Origin of the sequence: Rhodococcus sp. NPDC056743, assembly GCF_042790355.1 — a bacterium.
Lineage (GTDB): Bacteria > Actinomycetota > Actinomycetes > Mycobacteriales > Mycobacteriaceae > Rhodococcus_F.
Map to the genome: position 1 here is coordinate 381767 of NZ_JBHTZI010000009.1, position 20459 is coordinate 402225.

A 20459-nucleotide genomic window follows, 5' to 3' on the forward strand; every position below is an offset into this window, starting at 1 on the left:
GCAGGCAGGGCGGACGGAAACAGCGGATGAGCACAGAGAACAAGTACGCGGTGATCGGTGCGGGACCGTCGGGTTTGGCCGGGGCTCGCAATCTCGATCTGGCAGGTATCGAGTTCGACGGTTTCGAGAGCCACGACGATGTCGGTGGGCTCTGGGACATCGACAACCCGCACAGCACCGTGTACGAGTCGGCCCACCTCATTTCGTCGAAAAGCACTACCGCATTCACGGAATTTCCGATGGCGGATTCGGTGGCCGACTATCCCAGTCATGTGGAGCTCGCCGCGTATTTTCGCGACTATGCAGATGCCCATGATCTCCGGAAGAAGTTCAGCTTCGGAACCACCGTCGTCGACGTCACGCCGACTGGCTCGATCTGGACGGTGACGACCCGCAGCCGTGACGGGGAGACCACGTCCGCGGCGTATCGGGGCGTGATCATCGCCAACGGGACGCTGTCCAAGCCGAACATGCCCACGTTTCCGGGCGAGTTCAGCGGCGAACTCCTGCACACGAGCGAGTACCGGAGTGCAGAGATTTTTCGCGGCAAACGGGTCCTGGTCATCGGGGCGGGCAACAGTGGGTGCGATATAGCCGTCGACGCTGTTCACTACGCCGATTCCGTGGATCTGAGTGTTCGGCGCGGGTACTACTTCGTTCCGAAGTACCTGTTCGGGCGTCCGTCGGACACGCTGAATCAGGGAAAGCCGTTGCCGCCGTGGATCAAACAACGACTCGACACCCTGGTGCTCAAACAGTTCACGGGTGATCCGGTGCGGTTCGGCTTTCCGGCGCCCGATTACAAGATCTACGAGTCGCATCCGGTGGTGAACTCCTTGATCTTGCACCACGTCGGTCACGGTGACGTGCGGGTTCGCGCTGACATCGACGGTTTCGACGGGGACAGCGTCCATTTTGTCGACGGATCGGTCTCCGACTACGACCTCGTGCTCTGCGCGACCGGCTACCACCTCGACTACCCGTTTATTGCACGGAAGCATCTGGATTGGGCCGGGGCAGCGCCGGATCTGTTTCTGAACGTCGCCAGCCGCCGGCACGACACCCTGTTTGTCCTCGGCATGGTCGAAGCGTCGGGCCTCGGGTGGCAGGGCCGCTTCGAGCAGGCCGAGATGGTCGCGAAACTGATCAAAGCGCGGACGGACGCTCCCGCGGCAGCGCGTGAATTCGACGCGGCCGCAGCTGGTCCGCCGCCTGATCTGTCCGGGGGATATCGGTATCTGACGTTGGGCCGGATGGCGTATTACGTCAACAAGGACGCCTATCGCGCCGAGATCAAGCGTCACATCGCACTACTCGATTCAGCGTTGACGAAAGATGCAGTGTTGACGAAGGGCGGGCAGTGATGCCGATCGACGAGGTCGTTCTCAACTTCAACCCGGGATCGTTGATGATTCTCAACGTGGTTCTGGCCGCGATCATGCTCGGGATCGCACTCGACACGTCAGTCGACGACTTCCGTCGTGCGCTGACCAAACCCAAGGCAATGGCAGTCGGCATTGCAGCGCAATTCGTATTACTACCGGCCGTGACGTTTGTTCTGACGCTGATTCTTTCACCGGCTCCGTCGGTGGCGCTCGGCATGATCCTGGTGGCGTGCTGCCCACCTGGCAACATCTCGAATGTCCTGACACACCGCGCCGGCGGTGACGTCGCGCTGTCGGTGTCGATGACGGCCGTGTCGAATGTCCTCGCGATCTTCCTGATGCCACTCAACTTTGCGTTCTGGGGGAGTAGACGCCCCGAGACGGACGCATTGCTGGCGTCGGTGGACCTGAATGCGGTCGAGATGGTCGTGCAGATCGCACTGATCATCGGTGTGCCGTTCGTCCTCGGAATCTGGGCTGCCCGAAAGTTCCCGGAGGTGGCCGCGAAGGCCCAACCCTGGGTGAAGAACGGCGCACTGTTCGCTCTGTTGATCTTCATCGTGGCGGGAGTAGCGGGCAACGCGTCGCACTTCGTCGACTACATCGGCGTGGTGTTGATCGCGGTGTTCCTGCACGACGCTGTTGCGCTCGGCCTGGGTTACGTGTGCGGGGTCGCGACCGGCTTGAACGAATACAGCCGTCGCGCAGTCTCGTTCGAGGTCGGTATCCGTAACGCGGGGCTCGGCCTCGGGTTGGTCTTCACCTTCTTCGACGGCCTCGGCGGTATGGCCATCGTTGCCGGCTGGTGGGGAATCTGGGACATCATCGCAGGATTGGCGCTCGCCACAATCTGGTCGAAGCGTCGTATCCGAGCGGCGGTACCCGCGTGACCACTGCACTGATTACCGGTGGAAACGGGTTCCTCGGAACCGCTGTCGTCGAGGCCTTGACGGCGCAAGGCGTCACAGTCGTCAGCGCGGATCTCTCTGTTCCCGAGGGGGCTGCAGACCAGGTTCGCCGAGTACGGGCGGACGTCCGTAGCGCCAGCGAGTTGGCCGAAGTGTTTGCCGAATACCGGCCGGACGTCGTGGTTCACCTTGCGTCCATCGTCAATCCGGGCAAGCACACGACCGCGGACGAGGAGTATCGCGTCGATGTCGACGGGACGCGGAATGTGCTTGCTGCCTGCGTCGAATTCGGCGTACGACGAGTGGTTGTCTCGTCGTCCGGCGCGGCGTACGGCTATCACGCCGACAATCCGCCGTGGATCACCGAGGACGCCGCCGTCAGAGGCAACGACGCATTCACCTACAGCCGCCACAAACGGCTCGTCGAAGAAATGCTGGCTGAATATCGAATTGTGCACCCCGAACTCGAGCAGGTGATCTTTCGCATCGGCACGATCCTCGGGGAGACAGTGAACAACCAGATCACCGCACTGCTCGACCGGCCCCGGCTTCTCAAGGTCGCCGGCAGTGACAGTCCGTTCGTATTCGTCTGGCACACCGATGTGGCGGGTGCCTTTGCCGAAGCGGTGACTGGCGAGCAGGTGGGCATTTTCAACGTTGCCGGTGACGGAGCGTTGACGGTCGATGATCTGGCAGCACAGATGGGAAAGGGAACGCTGACACTGCCGGCGTGGCTGTTGCGTGGTGTCCTGCGCGTCGGGCGGTGTCTCGGTGTGACCGAGCATGGACCGGAACGGGTCGGTTTTCTCCAGTACCGGCCGGTTCTCGACAATCGGCGGCTCAAGGAGCAGTTCGGTTACGTTCCCGCGTACTCGAGCCAGGAGGCGTTCACCGCGTATCTCGCGTCACGCTGACGTTCCGGCCGGGCGCCGTGGAAGGATCGAGGTTGTCCGTCGGCGATTTCGAGAAGGGACTGACGATGACCGAGCACGATGGTTCAGTGCACGATGTGGTCGAAGCTGCACACGCACTCGACGACAAGGATTTTCTGGCCGTCATTCGTGCGGTCGCGGAACGTCGCCCCAGTTTGTCGGTTCTGCTCTCCGTCGTCGATGCGGCTGCTGCAAGTATCGATCAGAGTCGAGTGGAAGCCGATTCGACGACCGCCGACGCCGAGGTGGTCGAGCTTCCCGACACTGTGGTGGAAGTTGACGAGATCATCGACGTCCCGGTGGTGTCGGTCAGCGGCTCGATAATTTCCCAGCCCGATTACACCCAGCCCGACTACACCGAGGCGGGAGTCCCCACTTTCGATCGCGTTCGGGAGAAGATCGAGGGGCGGTTCGGTACGTCGATCGGTTCGGCGGAGTTGGCGCACGAGAGTCCGGCCGGTAAGACCGTCGACGAGCAGTGGGACGAGCGTCAGAAGGCTGCGAAGGCCAAACTGGAGGAAATTCGGCGTTCGATGGGTAAATAACAACCCCGGTAAGTAATTATGCATTCCCTTGCACGATGATGCATAATGATGTGTATGACTGAGGAGATACGTAAGCCGATCAGAGTCGCCGTTGCCGGTGCCAGTGGGTATGCCGGTGGTGAGGTTCTGCGTCTGCTTCTCGGACACCCCTCGTACGCCGACGGCAGCCTGGTGATCGGCTCTCTGACTGCCGGTGGAAATGCCGGTTCGACGCTCGGTGAGCATCACCCGCACCTTCTTCCGCTGTCGGCTCGGGTACTCGAAGAGACGACTGTTGACATCCTCGCCGGCCATGACGTGGTGTTCCTGGGTCTTCCGCACGGAAACTCTGCTCAGTACGCCAAGGCGCTGCCGGAATCGACGGTCATCATCGATTGCGGTGCAGACTTCCGGTTGCAGGACGGCGCGCTGTGGGAGAAGTTCTACAAGAGCCCCCACGCCGGAACGTGGCCGTACGGTCTTCCCGAATTGCCCGGCAACCGCGAGAAGTTGATGGGCGCAACGCGGATCGCGGTACCGGGTTGCTACCCGACGGCTGCAAGCCTTGCCTTGGCGCCCGCCGTTGCGGCCGGAATCGTCGGATCGCACGTCAATGTTGTTGCCGTGAGCGGCACTTCGGGCGCCGGCCGGGCACCCAAGGCTGATCTGCTCGGCTCCGAGGTAATGGGTTCGGCCCGGGCATACGGCGTCGGCGGAGTGCATCGCCACACCCCCGAAATCATCCAGAATCTGAAAGCTGCAGGCGGAGCGGACATCAGTGTTTCGTTCACTCCTGTTCTCGCTCCCATGCCTCGCGGCATCCTCGCAACGTGCACTGCTGCCACCACGGCCAGCGAAGCGCAGGCGCGGGAAGTGTACGAAAACGCCTACAAGGACGAACCGTTCATCCATGTGCTGCCTGCCGGAGTGTTCCCGCAGACTGGCGCAGTGATCGGGTCCAACGCAGTACAGATCGGTATCGCCGTCGACAGTGACGCCGGTCAACTCGTTGTGATTTCAGCAATCGACAATCTCACCAAGGGCACGGCCGGTGGCGCAGTGCAATCGATGAATCTTGCCCTTGGTCTACCCGAGACCGCTGGTCTCTCTACCGTGGGAGTAGCTCCGTGAGCACCGACAATCCGCAGCAGATCGACGACGCCACCGAAACTGATGTGGTGCACGTCGCCGGCGGCCGCCTGCTTCGCACTCAGGGTGTGACGGCACCTGCCGGATTCCGCGGCGCCGGAATTGCCGCCGGTATCAAGAAGAGCGGCAAGTCGGACCTCGCTCTCGTACTGAACGAAGGGCCCGATCTTGCGGCCGCCGGCGTGTTCACCCTCAACAAGGTGAAGGCCGCGCCGGTGCTGTGGTCGCAGCAGGTACTCACGACAGGCAAGTTGCGGGCGGTGGTCCTCAACTCCGGTGGCGCCAACGCGTGCACGGGTGCCGGCGGATTCCAGGACGCGCACAAGACGGCCGAGGAAGTGGCGTCGGCGCTGAGCAATTGGGGAACCGAGACGGGCGCGATCGAAGTTGCCGTCTGTTCCACCGGGCTCATCGGCGACCGGCTGCCCATGGACAAGCTCCTGCCTGGCGTCACCGAGGTTGTACACGAACTTGCCGGCGGCATTTCCGGTGGTACCGACGCGGCATACGCGATCATGACCACCGACACCGTGCCGAAGCAGGCGTCGCTGCACCACGCAAACAAGTGGAATGTCGGCGGAATGGCCAAGGGCGCAGGCATGCTCGCACCCGCTCTGGCGACGATGCTGTGCGTGGTCACGACCGATGCCGTCGCCACCGCCGAGCAGCTCGACACTGCGCTCCGCGCGGCAACGCACCTGAGCTTCGATCGCCTCGATGTCGACGGTGCCACGTCGACCAACGACACCGTGCTGTTGCTGGCCTCCGGCGCCAGCGGTGTCGCGCCCAGCCAGGACGAACTGAACGCTGCAGTATTGGCAGTGTGCGACGATCTCGCCGATCAGATGATGGCCGACGCCGAGGGCGTCACCAAGCGTGTGAAGGTGACAGTGCGCGGTGCGGTCTCCGAGTCCGACGCGCTGATCGGTGCCAGGACCATCGCGCGTGACAGCCTGGTCAAGACCGCGCTGTTCGGCTCCGATCCCAACTGGGGACGCGTGCTTGCGGCCGTCGGTATCGCGCCCATCGAACTTGATCCTGATCGAATCAGTGTGTCCTTCAATGGAAGTCCCGTCTGCATCGACGGCGTCGGCGCACCGGGCGCGCGCGATGTCGATCTCAGTGGCATCGACATCGAGCTCGATATCAACCTCGGGCTCGGCGATCAGTCCGTGACGATTCGCACGACGGACCTGTCGCACGCGTATGTCGAAGAGAACTCGGCGTACTCGTCATGACCGATCTGTTGAGCGCGATCAGCGAGCACCAGAAGGCGCACGTCCTGGCTGGAGCGTTGCCGTGGCTGCAGCGCTTCCGGGACAAGATCGTCGTGGTCAAGTACGGCGGCAACGCGATGGTGGACGACGAACTCAAGACCGCGTTTGCGGCGGACATGGCGTTTCTGCGTACTGTCGGCATCCATCCGGTGGTGGTTCACGGTGGTGGGCCGCAGATCAACGCGATGCTGGCGCGTCTGGGTATGAAGGGCGAGTTTCGCGGCGGATTCCGGGTCACGACACCCGAGGTCATGGACGTCGTCCGGATGGTGCTCTTCGGTCAGGTAGGCCGCGAGCTCGTCGGACTGATCAACGCGCACGGACCGTACGCAGTCGGAATTTCCGGCGAAGACGCACATCTGTTCACCGCGACGCGTCGTACCGTAGCGGTGGAAGGTGAGCAGACCGATATCGGACTGGTCGGCGACGTCACCACGGTCAACCCCGACGCGGTATTGGATCTCATTGCGGCAGGACGCATTCCGGTGGTATCGACTATCGCTCCCGACGCGGATGGTGTTGTTCACAACATCAATGCGGATACGGCTGCAGCGGCGTTGGCCGAGGCGATCGGTGCGGAAAAGCTGGTAGTCCTCACCGATGTCGAAGGGCTGTACACGGATTGGCCGGACCGGTCATCGCTCGCGAGCGAAATCGACGCCGACGCGCTGGCCGAGCTTCTGCCGAGTCTCGACGCGGGCATGGTGCCGAAGATGGAGGCCTGCCTACGCGCTGTGCGAGGCGGAGTTCCGTCGGCGCACGTTATCGACGGACGCCTTGCGCATTCCGTTCTACTCGAACTTTTCACAGGTGAGGGCATCGGCACGATGGTTGTGCCCGGAGCCGACATCACGGAGCAGGGAGCCAACTCATGAGCACGATCGATTTGCAGCAGCGGTGGTCCGCGTCGCTGATGAACAACTACGGCGTACCGCGGGTAGCTCTTGTGCGCGGTGACGGTGCAGTCCTCACCGATGCCGACGGTAAGCAGTATGTCGATTTCCTGGCCGGCATAGCCGTCAACATTCTCGGTCACGCGCATCCCGCGATCATCGAGGCTGTGACGAATCAGCTGTCGACCCTCGGGCATGTCTCCAACCTGTATGCGAGTGAGCCTGCAATCGAATTGGCAGAGCAGTTGCTCGGACATCTGGGCAATGTTTCCGGTCGCGCGTTCTTCTGCAACTCGGGTACCGAGGCCAACGAGGCGGCCTTCAAACTTGCCCGCGCCACGGGACGCAAGAAGATCATCTCCGCGGAGAACTCCTTCCACGGCCGGACGATGGGCGCGTTGGCATTGACCGGTCAGCCGGCCAAGCGGGCGCCCTTCGAACCGATGCCTGCCGGCGTCGAATACGTTCCTTACGGGGATATCGAGGCTCTCGACCGGGCCGTCGATTCCGATACGGCAGCAGTGTTCCTCGAACCGATCATGGGTGAGAGCGGCGTTGTCGTGCCGCCAGAGGGCTACCTGGTCGAAGCTCGCCGGATCACCGCGGAGCGGGGCGCTCTGCTGGTACTGGACGAGGTGCAGACCGGAATCGGCCGGACGGGCTGGTTCTACGCCCATCAGGCCGTCGGCATCGTTCCGGACGTCATCACTCTCGCGAAGGGTCTCGGCGGCGGAATGCCGATCGGCGCCTGCATTGCGACGGGAGCTGCGGCGGAGTTGTTCGGTCCCGGCAAACACGGGACGACGTTCGGTGGCAACCCGGTGTGCGCTGCGGCAGCACTGGCCGTGCTGAAGACCGTCGCCGACGAAGACTTGATCTCACGCGCCGACAGTCTGGGCAAGTCCATCACCGCTGGCATCGAAGAGTTGGGCCATCCGTTGGTCGACTACGTCCGCGGTTCCGGCCTCCTCCTGGGTGTCGTGTTGACACAGGACGTTGCGCCCGCTGTGGAAAATGCGGCACGCGACGCCGGGTATCTTGTGAATGCAGCGAATCCCGGAGTCATCCGGTTGGCACCGCCGCTGATCCTCACCGACGAGCAGGCCGAGGCGTTTGTGGCGGCATTACCTGCCATTTTCGATCACGCATTATCGGCTGATCAGCCGGGGGAGAAGTGACTACCATGGTGAAACACTTTCTCAGGGACGACGATCTGACTCCTGCGCAGCAGGCCGAGGTCCTCGCTCTGGCAGCCGAGCTCAAGAAAAACCCGTTCTCACGCCGCCCACTCGAGGGGCCGCGCGGCGTCGGGGTGATCTTCGAGAAGAACTCGACTCGCACGCGGTTCTCCTTCGAGATGGGCATCGCTCAGATGGGCGGCCATGCCGTTGTCGTCGACGGCCGGAGTACGCAACTCGGCCGCGAGGAGACATTGGCCGATACCGGACGCGTCCTCTCCCGCTACGTCGACGCCGTCGTGTGGCGCACGTTCGGCCAGAAGCGCCTGGAGCAGATGGCAACGGGCGCAACAATTCCCATCGTCAACGCACTCTCCGACGAGTTCCATCCGTGTCAGGTCCTGGCGGATCTGCAGACACTGGCCGAGCACAAGGGTGAGTTGAAGGGTCTGAACCTCACCTACCTGGGTGACGGTGCAAACAACATGGCGCACTCGCTGATGCTCGGCGGCGTCACGGCCGGTGTCAATGTCACGATTTGTGGCCCGGAGGGTTTCGAGCCGGCCGAATGGATTCTGGCCGTAGCGCGTAAGCGGGCCGAGGAGACCGGTGCGACGATCACGGTGACCCGGGATCCGCAGAAAGCTGCCGCAGGTGCGGATGCACTGGTGACCGACGCGTGGACGTCGATGGGGCAGGAAAACGACGGACTCGATCGGGTCGGCCCCTTCCGCCCATACCAGATCAACGCCGAACTGCTGGCACTGGCCGACCCCAAGGCTGTTGTCCTGCACTGTCTTCCCGCGCATCGCGGCGAAGAGGTTACCGACGAGGTGCTCGACGGCCCGCAGAGTGTCGTGTGGGACGAGGCAGAGAACCGCTTGCATGCGCAAAAGGCCCTGTTGGTCTGGCTGTTGGAGCAGAGAACCGCGGGCGCAGCGTGAGCATCGCTCCTACTCGGGCCGGTCGCCAGTCGCGCATCATCGCGCTGCTGGCGGCACACCCGGTTCGCAGCCAGACGGAACTTGCGTCGCTGCTGGGAGAAGAAGGCATCGAGGCGACACAAGCAACGCTCTCGCGTGACCTCGAAGAGCTGGGCGCGGTCAAACTCCGGGCAGCAGATGGCGGCGCCGGTGTGTACGTGGTGCCCGAGGACGGCAACCCCGTACGCGGTGTCTCCGGCGGCACAGACCGCTTGTCGCGGCTGCTCGGAGAGCTGTTGGTGTCCACGGATTCCAGCGGCAACATGGCGGTACTCCGGACCCCACCAGGGGCTGCGCACTACCTGGCGAGTGCACTTGATCGTGCTTCGCTGACCGATATCGTGGGGACTATCGCGGGAGATGACACCATCTTCGTCATGGCCCGAGAACCGCTTTCCGGAGCGGAACTCAGCGCCATGATCGAATCCCTCGCCTGACCCCTTATTCTTGATAGAAGATTTTCAACCGAAGGAGCACACACACCATGGCCGATCGCGTCGTACTCGCCTACTCGGGCGGGCTGGACACCTCTGTTGCCATCAGTTGGATCGGTAAGGAGACCGGCGCTGAAGTTGTCGCCGTCGCCATCGATCTGGGACAGGGCGGCGAGGACATGGAGGTCGTGCGTCAGCGCGCACTCGACTGCGGCGCAGTCGAATCCGTTGTCGTCGACGCTCGCAACGAGTTCGCGGACGAATACTGCCTGCCGACCATCCAGGCCAACGCCCTGTACATGGACCGCTACCCGCTCGTGTCCGCGATCAGCCGTCCGCTGATCGTCAAGCACATCGTCGAGGCCGCACGCTCGCACGGCGGAACCATCGTTTCGCACGGTTGCACCGGTAAGGGCAACGACCAGGTTCGTTTCGAGGTCGGCTTCGGCGCCCTCGCTCCCGACCTCTCGGTCATCGCACCGGTTCGTGACTACGCCTGGACCCGCGAGAAGGCAATCGCTTTCGCGGAAGAGAACAACATCCCGATCAACGTGTCCAAGAAGTCGCCGTTCTCGATCGATCAGAACGTCTGGGGCCGCGCTGTCGAAACCGGATTCCTCGAGGACCTGTGGAACGCGCCTACCAAGGACGTCTACGACTACACCGAGGATCCGACGGCCAACTGGAACGCACCTGACGAGCTGATCATCAGCTTCGACAAGGGTCGCCCGGTTGCCATCGACGGCCGTCCGGTCTCCGTTCTCGAAGCCATCCAGGAACTGAACCGCCGCGCCGGTGCTCAGGGCGTCGGCCGTCTCGACGTCGTCGAGGACCGCCTCGTGGGCATCAAGAGCCGCGAGATCTACGAAGCTCCCGGTGCGATGGTCCTCATCACCGCTCACCAGGAACTCGAGCACGTCACCCTCGAACGCGAACTCGGTCGCTACAAGCGTCAGATGGAGCAGCGCTGGTCCGAGCTGGTCTACGACGGCCTGTGGTTCTCCCCGCTCAAGGATGCTCTCGACACGTTTGTCGAGAAGACGCAGGAACGCGTCACCGGCGACATCCGTCTCTTCCTGCACGGTGGAGCCATCACGGTCAACGGCCGTCGCAGCCCGGAGTCGCTGTACGACTTCAACCTCGCAACGTACGACGAGGGCGACAGCTTCGACCAGTCCGCTTCGAAGGGCTTCGTCGAGATCCACGGTCTGTCGTCGAAGGTCGCCGCAAAGCGCGATCTGGGTCTCTGACTGTGACTGGCAGCCACGGAACAAATGAAGGCGCGCTGTGGGGCGGTCGGTTCGAATCCGGACCGGCTGCTGCCATGGCGGCGCTGAGTAAGTCGACTCATTTCGACTGGGTTCTGGCTCCGTACGACGTGCGAGCGTCGCAGGCTCATGCCCGCGTGCTGAACAAGGCCGGTCTGCTCAGCGAAGCCGATCTCGCAACCATGCTCGACGGTTTGGAACGGCTCGCCGCCGACGTCGCCAGTGGTGCGTTCGGTCCGAGCGAGTCGGACGAGGACGTGCACGGCGCACTCGAGCGCGGCCTGATCGAGCGGGTCGGTACCGAGGTCGGTGGGCGTCTGCGTGCCGGTCGTTCACGCAACGACCAGGTGGCGACACTGTTCCGTATGTGGCTGCGTGATGCGGTGCGCCGCGTCGCGGACGGAGTGCTCGACGTCGTCGACGCTCTTGCCACCCAGGCGGCTGCACATCCCGACGCGGTCATGCCGGGTAAGACGCACTTGCAGGCAGCTCAGCCGGTGTTGCTCGCGCATCACCTTCTGGCGCATGCACATCCGTTGTTGCGAGACGTTGCACGTCTGCGTGACTTCGACGTGCGAGCTGCGGTGTCTCCGTACGGTTCCGGCGCGCTTGCCGGTTCCTCGCTCGGACTCGACCCCGAAGCTATTGCGGCAGAACTGAAATTCGACAGCTCGGCGGAGAACTCGATCGACGCCACGGCGTCGCGGGATTTTGCTGCCGAGGCCGCGTTCGTGTTGGCCATGATCGGCGTCGACCTGTCGAGGATGGCCGAAGAGGTCATCATCTGGAGCACGCCGGAATTCGGCTACATCACGCTCGCCGACGCGTGGTCTACCGGATCGTCGATCATGCCGCAGAAAAAGAACCCGGATGTTTCCGAACTCACGCGCGGTAAGTCGGGTCGTCTGATCGGCAACCTCACGGGATTGTTGGCGACCCTCAAGGCTCAGCCCTTGGCGTACAACCGCGATCTGCAGGAGGACAAGGAACCGGTCTTCGATTCGGTTGCACAACTCGAAATGTTGCTTCCGGCCATCACTGGTCTGGTGCAGACACTCGAGTTCCACACCGAGCGCATGGCGGAGTTGGCCCCGGCCGGCTTCACGCTGGCCACCGACATCGCAGAATGGATGGTCCGTCAGGGCGTTCCGTTCCGCGTCGCACATGAGGCTGCGGGTGCGTGTGTGCGCGTCGCCGAGGCTCGTGGCGTCGGACTCGAGGACCTGACCGACGAGGAACTGGCCGGAGTCGACGCGTCGTTGACGCCTGCTGTTCGGGAAGTTCTGACGGTCGAGGGTTCCATCGCCTCGCGCAACGCACGTGGCGGAACCGCGGGTGTCCGGGTGGCCGAGCAACTGAACGGCGTACGCACGCTGGCTCAGTCGCTGCGGGAGTGGCCGCTCTAAGCCAGTCACTGGTTGTCGAAGTTGTCGTACGCGGTCAGAGAGGTTTTTTACTCTCTGACCGCGTACGTGTTATCCGGGGCAGTAGGCTTGTCTAGCTCGACACGAATGCGACAGAAGTTTTGACGCGAGTTACTTGGGAGTGAAATGGTGGGATTGAATTCCAAGTCGGTGCTGGGCCCGCTTCGGCGGGTGGTCGCGACAGCGCAGAACGGCCTGGAGGTTGTTCGGCTGGGCGGACTCGAGACAGATCTGACAACCTCGCCGTTCGAGATCGTCGAACGTGCGCCGATGTACCGTCTGCGGCGGTATTTTCCCGACACAGATCCGGCGGAGGTCGGTCCGCCGATCGTGTTGATCCCTCCGATGATGATGTCGGCCGGCGTGTACGACGTGACACGCGACCAGGGGGCTGTCGGCATCCTCCACGAGATGGGACTCGATCCGTGGGTTGTCGACTTCGGTGAACCCGACGCCCAGGACGGTGGCTGGGGCCGCAATCTCGCCGACCACATCATCGCGCTCAGTGAGGTCGTCGATCACGTACATCGACATACGGGCAAAGACGTTCACCTGTCCGGATATTCGCAAGGCGGAATGTTCGCGTATCAAGCTGCCGCATACCGGCAGAGCCGAAACATCGCCAGTCTCATCACATTCGGAAGCCCGGTCGACACGCTTGCGGCGCTCCCGTTCGGTATTCCGGCCGGGATAGCCACGTGGGGAGCAGACTTCCTCGCCGACCACGTCTTCAACAGGCTGGCGGTCACGGGATGGATGGCCCGAACAGGCTTCCAGTTGCTCGATCCGGTCAAGACGCTCAAGTCGCGCGTCGACTTCCTGCTTCAGCTTCACGATCGCGAGGCGCTCCTCCCGCGGGAACAGCAACGACGCTTCCTGGCGACGGAGGGGTGGGTCGGCTGGTCCGGGCCCGCTGTTGCCGAACTGCTCAAGCAGTTTGTCGTGCATAACCGGATGATGTCCGGTGGGTTTGTCATCAAAGACGAAGCAGTGACTCTTGCGTCGATCACCTGTCCCGTCCTGGCATTTGTCGGCGAGGTCGACGATATCGGGCAGCCCCAAGCGGTCCGCGGCATCACGCAGGCGGCGCCGCGCGCCGACGTCTACGAATCGACCTTGCGCGCTGGGCATTTCGGACTGGTGGTCGGCTCCGTCGCGGCAAATCACACGTGGCCGACAACGGGCGAATTCGTGCAGTGGATCGAGCAGGGTGGAACTCGGCCGGCACGTGTCGACCGGATGCCGCAGGGTCCGTACCCGGAGGACGAGACCGGGGTGTCGATGAGCAATCGGATCATTCACACCGTCGCGTCGGTAGCCGAGGTCGGCGTCGGCGTGACCAAGGGAATCAGCGATCTGGCCAGCGGGGCATTGCGCGGGACTTTCGAACTGTCCGGCGAGGCTGCTCGGGCTCTGCCCCGGTTGGCCAGGCTCAATCAGATCCAGCCGCACACCAAGATTTCGCTCAGTGCACTGTTGGCCGAGCAACGACGTAAGGCTCCGGCGGGGGAGTGCTTCCTCTTCGACAACCGTGTTCACACCTACGAAGCCGTCAATTTCCGTATCGACAACATTGTTCGCGGACTGATTTCTGTCGGAGTGCGACCGGCCGCGCACGTCGGAATTCTCATGGAGACGCGGCCAAGTGCTCTCGCCGCCATTGTCGCGCTGTCGCGACTCGGAGCAGTTGCAGTCATGCTACCCCCGGGCTGCGACCTTGCGACGGCAGTGAAACTCGGAAATGTCGACCGGATCATCACCGATCCGGAGAACGTTCAGGAAGTGCTGTCAGCGGGGCGCCCGGTCCTGGTACTCGGCGGCGGTGACGCGCGTGGGTTGAGCGTGGATCCTGGACACGATGTCATCGATCTCGAGCAGATCGACCCGGAGACGGTCAGTCTGCCAGGTTGGTACAGACCCGATCCGGGGATTGCACGCGAACTTGCCTTCATCATCTTCGCGGAATCCGGTGGCCGACTCGAAGCCAAGCAAATTACCAATTACCGGTGGGCGTTGTCGGCATTCGGTACGGCCTCGGCCGCTGACCTCGATCGTGGCGACACCGTGTATTGCCTGGCGCCGCTCCATCATTCGTCGAGTTTGCTGGCGACGATCGGTGGCGCAATGGCAGGTGGCAGTCGGATCGCGCTGTCGCGAGGGCTGGACCCGGCTCGATTTGTCGAGGAGATCCATCGCTACGGCGTCACCGTCGTGAGTTACACATGGTCGATGATGCGCGAGATTCTCGACGAGGATCTTCTCCTGCTCGACGGTACTCATCCCGTTCGGCTCTTCATCGGGTCCGGAATGTCGCCCGGGCTGTGGAAGCGCACAACCGAGGCGTTCGATCCCGCTCAGATTCTCGAGTTCTACGCCTCCACCGAAGGTGACGTGATCCTCGCGAATGTGGCCGGATCGAAGATCGGGTGCAAGGGGCGTCCGTTGCCGGGTAGTGCTCGGGTGCGACTCGCGGCCTACGACCCGCGCAGCGGCCGACTCCTCGAGAACGAGGACGGGTTTGTCCGTGAGTGCGCTGACGACGAGGTCGGATTGTTGCTGGGTCGTGCAGGGTTCAATGCTGATCTGTCCGGCGGTGCCATGCGCGGACTGTTCGAGGCCGGTGATTCCTGGATTCCGACCGAAAATCTGTTCCGCCGCGATTCCGACGGCGACTACTGGCTGGTCGACCACAAGAATACGGTGATCTCGACGGTGCGTGGACCCGTGTTCACCGCTCCGATCGTCGACGCGCTGTCGAGCGTCTCGCGGGTGGATCTTGCGGTTGCGTACGCGGTAGGCCAGGCGCCGTTCCAGTTGGCAGTGGCTGCGGTGACCTGGTTGCCTGGGCGTAATTTCCGCGCGGCAGAACTTGCCGAGACGTTGGATCACCTCGATTTCGATGCTCGCCCGGACATCGTGCATGTGGTCGACGAGATCGCCGTTGGTTCGTCGTTCCGGCCCGATCCCGCCGCGCTCGCGGCAGTGGGACTCCCGGCTCCGGGACCGCGGACCTGGTATCTCGACTCCGAAACCCAGTCCTACAAGCGGCTGACCAAGGCGGTTGCGGCACAACTGATGCCGACCAGGATGGGTACGGGTTCGCGGTGAGTATCGGCTCAGCGGGTAGCCTGAACCCGATCGGTTCGTGTTCGGTTCGAGAGGATAAACGTGGCTATTGATTCGACGTTGCTCAGCATTTTGGCCTGCCCGCAAGACAAGGGTCCACTGCTGTTGGTCGGGGACGAGCTGCTCTACAACCCTCGCCTGCGACGCGCGTATCCGATTGAAAACGGCATTCCGGTGCTGCTGATCGACGAAGCGCGCGATGTTGCCGACGACGAGCACGAGCAGTTGCTCGCCAAAGCAGAAGGTTAGATCTCCAGCTCACCGGTCAGGTACCGCTGGAGGTTCGGAGCCACCAGCGGTACGAGGGCGTCGACGCTCAGTGATTTCAGCGGTTCCAGCTCGAGAATGTAGCGAGTGACCAGGAGTCCAGCGATCTGCGACGCCACCAACTCGGCGCGAAGTAGTCCGGTGCCCGCAGGTGTGTCCACGCGCGGGATGAGGTCCCGTAAGACGATGTTCAGAAGGAAACTCTGAATCAGTCGTGTTCCGTCACCGGAAATCGCGGAACGAAATGCGGCGAGAATCGCGTCCTGATGCTCCGATTCCCAGACGCCGAGGACAGCGGTCAGCAGGCTGATGCCCAGTTGGTCGTCTGCCGACGAATGAACCGGTGTGAGGACACTTTTCGGATCCAGCGGTAGGTCGATTGCAGCGGTGAACAATTGCTCTTTACTGCCGAAGTAGTGATGAATCAGAGCCGGGTCGACGTCGGCGTCACTTGCGATGGCGCGGACGGTGGTTCGCGCGAAACCGTTTTGTGAGAACGCGCGTCTGGCGCTGTCGAGGATCTGTGTGCGCGTCTCGGACTTGCCGGGGCGCCGGCCAGGACGCAGCGGTATCTTGTTGCTGGTCATGGGGTTCGGCGGTCGAGCGTTGCGGCGGCCAGGGTGAGCGCGGCTGCGGCGAAGAGCGTCATCACTGCGAGATCGCGCCACATCTGACCAGTGGCGTGAGCGTTCATCGATACTTGCTGAAGTGCGTCGACGGCGTAGCTCAGCGGTAGGACGTTACTGATCCATTCGAGCCATGTCGGTAGTTGGTCGCGGGGAACCAGGAGTCCGCAGAGGAACAATTGTGGAACTACCACCACCGGCATGAACTGAACGGCTTGGAACTCGGTCTTTGCAAAGGCGCTGGCCAACAGGCCCAGCGCCACTCCGAGGATTGCGCCCAGTACAGCGATGACAATTACCCAGCCGAGGCTACCGGCGATAGTGAGACCGAGAAACCCGAACGCTACCGCGCACGCGAGAGATGCTTGCGCCGCAGCCGACAGCGAAAACGCTGCCGCGTACCCCGCGAGAAGGTCAAGTTTGCCCATCGGCGTGGTGAGCAGTCGCTCGAGGGTTCCTGAACTGCGCTCACGTTGCATAGCGATGGAGGTGACCAGGAACATCACGACAAAGGGCAGGATCCCGAGCATCGTGATGGCGACGCGTTGGAACAGCGGAACTGCGCCGGGCGCAGTCGGGACGTCCACGTAGAGGAAATACAGCAGGATCATCAGCAGCGACGGAACCAGCAAGATCATGGCAACTGTGCGGCGATCCTGGCGCAGCTGCATGAGAATGCGAACCGTTGTTGCTCCGAAGATGGTGACACTCATGATATTTCGCCTCCCACCGGCGAGGTCCGGATAAGCTCCAGGAATGCGTCTTCGAGGCGTTCGCACCTGGTTTTGGCACGTAGTTCGTCAGGGGTGAGTTGCGCAAGAAGGTATCCGTCGCGCATCAGGATCAGCTCCGCGCAATGGTCTGCTTCGTCCATGACGTGACTCGAGATCAACAGGGTGGTTCCACCCTTGGCCAATTCGGCAAATCTCTCCCAAAGTTCAACTCGAAGGACAGGGTCGAGTCCGACGGTCGGCTCGTCGAGAACCAGCAGGTCGGGGTCGGCAACCAAAGCGCACGCGAGTGACACGCGCCCGATCTGACCGCCGGACAGGTCTGCGCCGATCTGGTCGGTGTAGCGAGTGAGCCCCACTGCGTCGATTGCGGCGCGAACGTCGGTTCCGGATTTTCCGTACAAAGATCCGAAATACTGGACGTTGCGGGTGACGGTCAGGTCGCGGTAGACGCTGGGGGATTGGGTGACATAACCGACGCGCCGACGTAGTGCCGGTGATCCGGCCTGATCACCGAGAACGCCTACGTCACCGCTCTTGACGATCTGTGTTCCGACTATCGCGCGCATCAGTGTTGTCTTACCGCAGCCGGACGGGCCGAGCAGTCCCGTGACCGATCCGGCTGGTACCTGCAGGTTTATGGAGTGGAGTACCTCTTGCTTTCCGCGGATGACAGTGAGTCCTCGGATGTCGATCGCAGATGCTGTGGTCACGGTGAACCTCGATTCCATTAATTCATCACATGTTGAATTGTGAAACCGGGCAAGCCCCAGCGTCAAGAGCAAAGGCACAATCGAATTGTGAGTATCAAGCAGTTGGCGCGCGTGACATCCCCGCTGGAGGCGGGACTGATCATTCTCGGTTCGACGCTGTCGGTGGACGACGTGAGCCTTCGGATCGTCGAAGTGGAGGCATACGGCGGGGAGAAGGACGGCCCGTGGCCGGACCCGGCAGCGCATTCCTATCGGGGACGCACGCCTCGTAACCGTGTCATGTTCGAGCGTGCAGGTTTGCTGTACGTGTATCGCAGTTACGGGATGCATTTCTGCATGAACATCTCGTACGGGCCGACCGGGGTAGCAGGTGGAGTCCTGCTCCGGGCAGCAGAGGTCGAAGCTGGTCACGATGTAGTGGGTGGTCGCCGGTCACCGGACCGTCCGCGCCACAATTGGGCTCGTGGCCCGGGAAATCTCGGGTCTGCGGCGGGAATTACCCTGGCGGACAACGGTGCTGATGTCTTCGACCGGGATTCACGCATTCGGCTGGACGTGAGTGAAGTGAACAACTGGGTTGCGGGGCCCAGGGTTGGCGTCAGCTCGGCTGCGGAGATCCCGTGGCGGCTGTGGATTCCTGATTCGCCGGCCGTATCGGCCTACCGCCGAAGCCCGCGGGCACCCGCCCTTTCGTGAGGGTGGGATGATCTAGCCCGTGACTGAGAATATTCTCGACGAACTGACCTGGCGTGGGCTCATCGCCCAATCAACCGATCTCGACGCTCTGCGTAAGGATCTCGCGGCCGGACCGGTCACGCTCTATGCGGGGTTCGACCCCACAGGGCCGAGCCTGCATGCCGGACACTTGGTTCCTCTTCTTGCGCTCAAGCGTTTTCAGCGTGCTGGTAACCGCCCGATCGTTCTTGCCGGCGGCGCAACGGGTCTGATCGGTGACCCCCGCGACGTCGGGGAACGCACGATGAACTCGGCCGATACCGTCGCGGATTGGGCCGGACGAATCCGTGGCCAGCTCGAACGATTTGTGGACTTCGACGATTCTCCGACGAGCGCCGTCATCGAGAACAACATGAACTGGACCGGCAAGATGTCGGCCATCGACTTCTTGCGTGACGTCGGCAAGCATTTCTCGGTGAACGTCATGCTCGCGCGCGACACCGTCAAGCGTCGTCTCGAATCCGACGGGATGTCCTACACCGAGTTCAGCTACATGCTGCTTCAGGCAAACGACTACCTGCATCTACGACGCGATCTTGGCTGCACCTTGCAGGTGGGCGGATCGGATCAGTGGGGCAACATCATCGCCGGCGTCGAACTCAACCGGCGAGTGGACGGCGAAAGTGTCCACGCGATGACCGTCCCGCTGGTGACCTCGGCCGACGGAAAGAAGTTCGGTAAGTCGACTGGTGGCGGCAGCTTGTGGCTCGATCCGGAAATGACCAGCCCATACGCTTGGTACCAGTACTTCGTGAACACCGGCGACGCCGATGTCATCAAGTACTTGCGGTGGTTCACGTTCCTGAGTGCGGAGGAATTGGCAGAACTCGAGACTGCAACCGCAGACCGCCCGCACGCTCGTGAAGCTCAGAAGCGTCTTGCGGCTGAGATGACGACATTGGTACACGGCGAGCACAACACCCGCTCGGTGGAGTTGGCCAGCCAGGCACTGTTCGGAAAGGCCGAACTGTCGGAGCTCGACGAATCCACACTTGCCGCTGCGTTGAAGGAAGCCTCGGTGAGCGAACTGGCACCGGGGGAGCCGCGGACGATCGTCGACCTCCTTGTTGCCAGCGGATTGTGCGAAAGCAAGGGAGCTGCTCGGCGCGCAGTGAAGGAGGGGGGCGCTTCGGTCAACAACCAGAAGGTGTCAGCTGAGGATTGGGAGCCGGCTGCTACGGATCTTCTGCATGGCAGCTGGTTGGTTGTACGACGAGGAAAGCGCAACTTTGCCGGCGTGAAAGTACTGCCGAACTGACGTGTGTGGGGTCACAGTTGCCTAAAGTGACTCCTGAGTCCGCTGGTGGCTCGCCCGCAAGCGGGCTACCAGCGGATTTAACATGCTGATCATCTGCGACCTGGGAGTTTGACGCTCCGTTTTCCGTCGCGTAACTTTATCCAAGTCAGAGCGACACGGACACCAACCCCGACCGAGAGGCCGGGGACACGCGGTAGGACGAAGTCGGAGACAAGCAAATACAACGGGAACTTGCTTCCCGCTGGTGTATAAGCTAAGATTGTAACCCTTGCCCCGGAGCACTCAACACTGGTTGGTGCGATGGTGTGCGCGTGTTCTTTGAGAACTCAACAGTGTGTCGATGAATGTCAGTGCCAAAATTATTTTGGTACTTCACATGTCGAATGATGTTCCGGGCCTTCGGGTTTCGGAGCTGAATGAGGGTGTGAGTATTTTTCGTCGGTGATTGTTCATTCTTCCGTCTGAATGGTTGCCGACACATTTTTTGCTAGTTGAGTTTTTTTGCTAGTGATTTGACTCTTTTTGTCTATGACTGATTAGCGGTTTCGGCTGCGAAATCTAGAGTCTTCAACGGAGAGTTTGATCCTGGCTCAGGACGAACGCTGGCGGCGTGCTTAACACATGCAAGTCGAGCGGTAAGGCCTTTCG

The 20459-nt window shown here is 62.2% G+C and carries 19 protein-coding genes and 1 rRNA gene; 17 read left to right on the forward strand and 3 right to left on the reverse strand.

Annotation, left to right across the window (positions count from 1 at the left end):
* Positions 1–26 precede the first annotated feature (26 nt).
* From ACFRFQ_RS22430 to ACFRFQ_RS22495, 14 genes are all read left to right on the forward strand, one after another.
* The gene (locus ACFRFQ_RS22430) at positions 27–1364 is read left to right on the forward strand and encodes a flavin-containing monooxygenase (protein ID WP_378662424.1); all 1338 of its coding nucleotides are present in this window, start codon (positions 27–29) and stop codon (positions 1362–1364) included.
* On the forward strand, positions 1364–2275 hold the full coding sequence (locus tag ACFRFQ_RS22435) for a bile acid:sodium symporter family protein (protein ID WP_378662427.1): 912 nt from the start codon (positions 1364–1366) through the stop codon (positions 2273–2275). Before ACFRFQ_RS22430 ends, ACFRFQ_RS22435 begins: the two co-directional genes overlap by 1 nt.
* The gene (locus ACFRFQ_RS22440; protein ID WP_378662429.1) at positions 2272–3207 is read left to right on the forward strand and encodes an SDR family oxidoreductase; all 936 of its coding nucleotides are present in this window, start codon (positions 2272–2274) and stop codon (positions 3205–3207) included. Before ACFRFQ_RS22435 ends, ACFRFQ_RS22440 begins: the two co-directional genes overlap by 4 nt.
* 65 nt (positions 3208–3272) lie before the next feature.
* The gene (locus ACFRFQ_RS22445; RefSeq protein WP_378662431.1) at positions 3273–3770 is read left to right on the forward strand and encodes a hypothetical protein; all 498 of its coding nucleotides are present in this window, start codon (positions 3273–3275) and stop codon (positions 3768–3770) included.
* 54 nt (positions 3771–3824) lie between these two features.
* Positions 3825–4880, forward strand: coding sequence for an N-acetyl-gamma-glutamyl-phosphate reductase (argC, locus tag ACFRFQ_RS22450; protein ID WP_138868872.1), 1056 nt, complete (start codon positions 3825–3827; stop codon positions 4878–4880).
* The gene (argJ, locus tag ACFRFQ_RS22455; RefSeq protein WP_378662434.1) at positions 4877–6136 is read left to right on the forward strand and encodes a bifunctional glutamate N-acetyltransferase/amino-acid acetyltransferase ArgJ; all 1260 of its coding nucleotides are present in this window, start codon (positions 4877–4879) and stop codon (positions 6134–6136) included. The genes argC and argJ overlap by 4 nt, the downstream gene beginning before the upstream one ends.
* A complete protein-coding gene (argB, locus tag ACFRFQ_RS22460) occupies positions 6133–7050 on the forward strand; it encodes an acetylglutamate kinase (RefSeq protein WP_138868871.1) in 918 nt (305 codons plus the stop codon). Before argJ ends, argB begins: the two co-directional genes overlap by 4 nt.
* Positions 7047–8246, forward strand: coding sequence for an acetylornithine transaminase (locus tag ACFRFQ_RS22465; protein ID WP_378662436.1), 1200 nt, complete (start codon positions 7047–7049; stop codon positions 8244–8246). Before argB ends, ACFRFQ_RS22465 begins: the two co-directional genes overlap by 4 nt.
* A gap of 5 nt (positions 8247–8251) precedes the next feature.
* Complete coding sequence (gene argF, locus ACFRFQ_RS22470; protein WP_378662439.1) at positions 8252–9190, forward strand: ornithine carbamoyltransferase; 939 nt, start codon at positions 8252–8254, stop codon at positions 9188–9190.
* Positions 9187–9666, forward strand: a complete 480-nt coding sequence (locus ACFRFQ_RS22475) for an arginine repressor (RefSeq protein ID WP_033230782.1) — start codon at positions 9187–9189, stop codon at positions 9664–9666. The genes argF and ACFRFQ_RS22475 overlap by 4 nt, the downstream gene beginning before the upstream one ends.
* Before the next feature lie 47 nt (positions 9667–9713).
* On the forward strand, positions 9714–10913 hold the full coding sequence (locus tag ACFRFQ_RS22480) for an argininosuccinate synthase (RefSeq protein WP_138868868.1): 1200 nt from the start codon (positions 9714–9716) through the stop codon (positions 10911–10913).
* Between the two features lie 2 nt (positions 10914–10915).
* The gene (gene argH / locus ACFRFQ_RS22485; RefSeq protein ID WP_378662443.1) at positions 10916–12337 is read left to right on the forward strand and encodes an argininosuccinate lyase; all 1422 of its coding nucleotides are present in this window, start codon (positions 10916–10918) and stop codon (positions 12335–12337) included.
* A gap of 144 nt (positions 12338–12481) precedes the next feature.
* The gene (locus ACFRFQ_RS22490) at positions 12482–15463 is read left to right on the forward strand and encodes an acyl-CoA synthetase (protein ID WP_378662446.1); all 2982 of its coding nucleotides are present in this window, start codon (positions 12482–12484) and stop codon (positions 15461–15463) included.
* 60 nt (positions 15464–15523) lie between these two features.
* The gene (locus ACFRFQ_RS22495; RefSeq protein WP_138868865.1) at positions 15524–15730 is read left to right on the forward strand and encodes a Trm112 family protein; all 207 of its coding nucleotides are present in this window, start codon (positions 15524–15526) and stop codon (positions 15728–15730) included.
* On the opposite strand, the gene ACFRFQ_RS22500 is transcribed toward ACFRFQ_RS22495, so the two are convergent.
* From ACFRFQ_RS22500 to ACFRFQ_RS22510, 3 genes are read right to left on the reverse strand one after another with little or no spacing between them, the layout of a single operon-like run.
* Complete coding sequence (locus tag ACFRFQ_RS22500; RefSeq protein WP_378662448.1) at positions 15727–16335, reverse strand: TetR family transcriptional regulator; 609 nt, start codon at positions 16333–16335, stop codon at positions 15727–15729. The two genes, ACFRFQ_RS22495 and ACFRFQ_RS22500, sit on opposite strands and share 4 nt — an antisense overlap.
* Complete coding sequence (locus ACFRFQ_RS22505) at positions 16332–17087, reverse strand: ABC transporter permease (RefSeq protein ID WP_378662451.1); 756 nt, start codon at positions 17085–17087, stop codon at positions 16332–16334. Before ACFRFQ_RS22505 ends, ACFRFQ_RS22500 begins: the two co-directional genes overlap by 4 nt.
* On the reverse strand, positions 17084–17836 hold the full coding sequence (locus tag ACFRFQ_RS22510) for an ABC transporter ATP-binding protein (RefSeq protein WP_378662454.1): 753 nt from the start codon (positions 17834–17836) through the stop codon (positions 17084–17086). The genes ACFRFQ_RS22505 and ACFRFQ_RS22510 overlap by 4 nt, the downstream gene beginning before the upstream one ends.
* Before the next feature lie 69 nt (positions 17837–17905).
* Between ACFRFQ_RS22510 and ACFRFQ_RS22515 the strand changes: the two genes are divergently transcribed.
* The 3 genes from ACFRFQ_RS22515 to ACFRFQ_RS22525 form a co-directional block, all read left to right on the forward strand.
* A complete protein-coding gene (locus ACFRFQ_RS22515) occupies positions 17906–18514 on the forward strand; it encodes a DNA-3-methyladenine glycosylase (RefSeq protein WP_138868861.1) in 609 nt (202 codons plus the stop codon).
* Between the two features lie 19 nt (positions 18515–18533).
* Complete coding sequence (gene tyrS / locus ACFRFQ_RS22520; protein ID WP_378662457.1) at positions 18534–19811, forward strand: tyrosine--tRNA ligase; 1278 nt, start codon at positions 18534–18536, stop codon at positions 19809–19811.
* A 567-nt stretch (positions 19812–20378) separates the two neighbouring features.
* Positions 20379–20459 (forward strand): 16S ribosomal RNA (locus ACFRFQ_RS22525); the annotation flags it as partial.

Bases quoted from the DNA above. Each gene is read 5' to 3' on its own strand.
- ACFRFQ_RS22430 (WP_378662424.1), top strand. From the start codon at position 27: ATGAGCACAGAGAACAAGTACGCGGTGATCGGTGCGGGACCGTCGGGT.
- ACFRFQ_RS22435 (WP_378662427.1), top strand. From the start codon at position 1,364: ATGCCGATCGACGAGGTCGTTCTCAACTTCAACCCGGGATCGTTGATG.
- ACFRFQ_RS22445 (WP_378662431.1), top strand. From the start codon at position 3,273: ATGACCGAGCACGATGGTTCAGTGCACGATGTGGTCGAAGCTGCACAC.
- argC (WP_138868872.1), top strand. From the start codon at position 3,825: ATGACTGAGGAGATACGTAAGCCGATCAGAGTCGCCGTTGCCGGTGCC.
- argB (WP_138868871.1), top strand. From the start codon at position 6,133: ATGACCGATCTGTTGAGCGCGATCAGCGAGCACCAGAAGGCGCACGTC.
- ACFRFQ_RS22465 (WP_378662436.1), top strand. From the start codon at position 7,047: ATGAGCACGATCGATTTGCAGCAGCGGTGGTCCGCGTCGCTGATGAAC.
- argF (WP_378662439.1), top strand. From the start codon at position 8,252: ATGGTGAAACACTTTCTCAGGGACGACGATCTGACTCCTGCGCAGCAG.
- ACFRFQ_RS22480 (WP_138868868.1), top strand. From the start codon at position 9,714: ATGGCCGATCGCGTCGTACTCGCCTACTCGGGCGGGCTGGACACCTCT.
- ACFRFQ_RS22490 (WP_378662446.1), top strand. From the start codon at position 12,482: ATGGTGGGATTGAATTCCAAGTCGGTGCTGGGCCCGCTTCGGCGGGTG.
- ACFRFQ_RS22500 (WP_378662448.1), bottom strand. From the start codon at position 16,335: ATGACCAGCAACAAGATACCGCTGCGTCCTGGCCGGCGCCCCGGCAAG.
- ACFRFQ_RS22505 (WP_378662451.1), bottom strand. From the start codon at position 17,087: ATGAGTGTCACCATCTTCGGAGCAACAACGGTTCGCATTCTCATGCAG.
- ACFRFQ_RS22510 (WP_378662454.1), bottom strand. From the start codon at position 17,836: ATGGAATCGAGGTTCACCGTGACCACAGCATCTGCGATCGACATCCGA.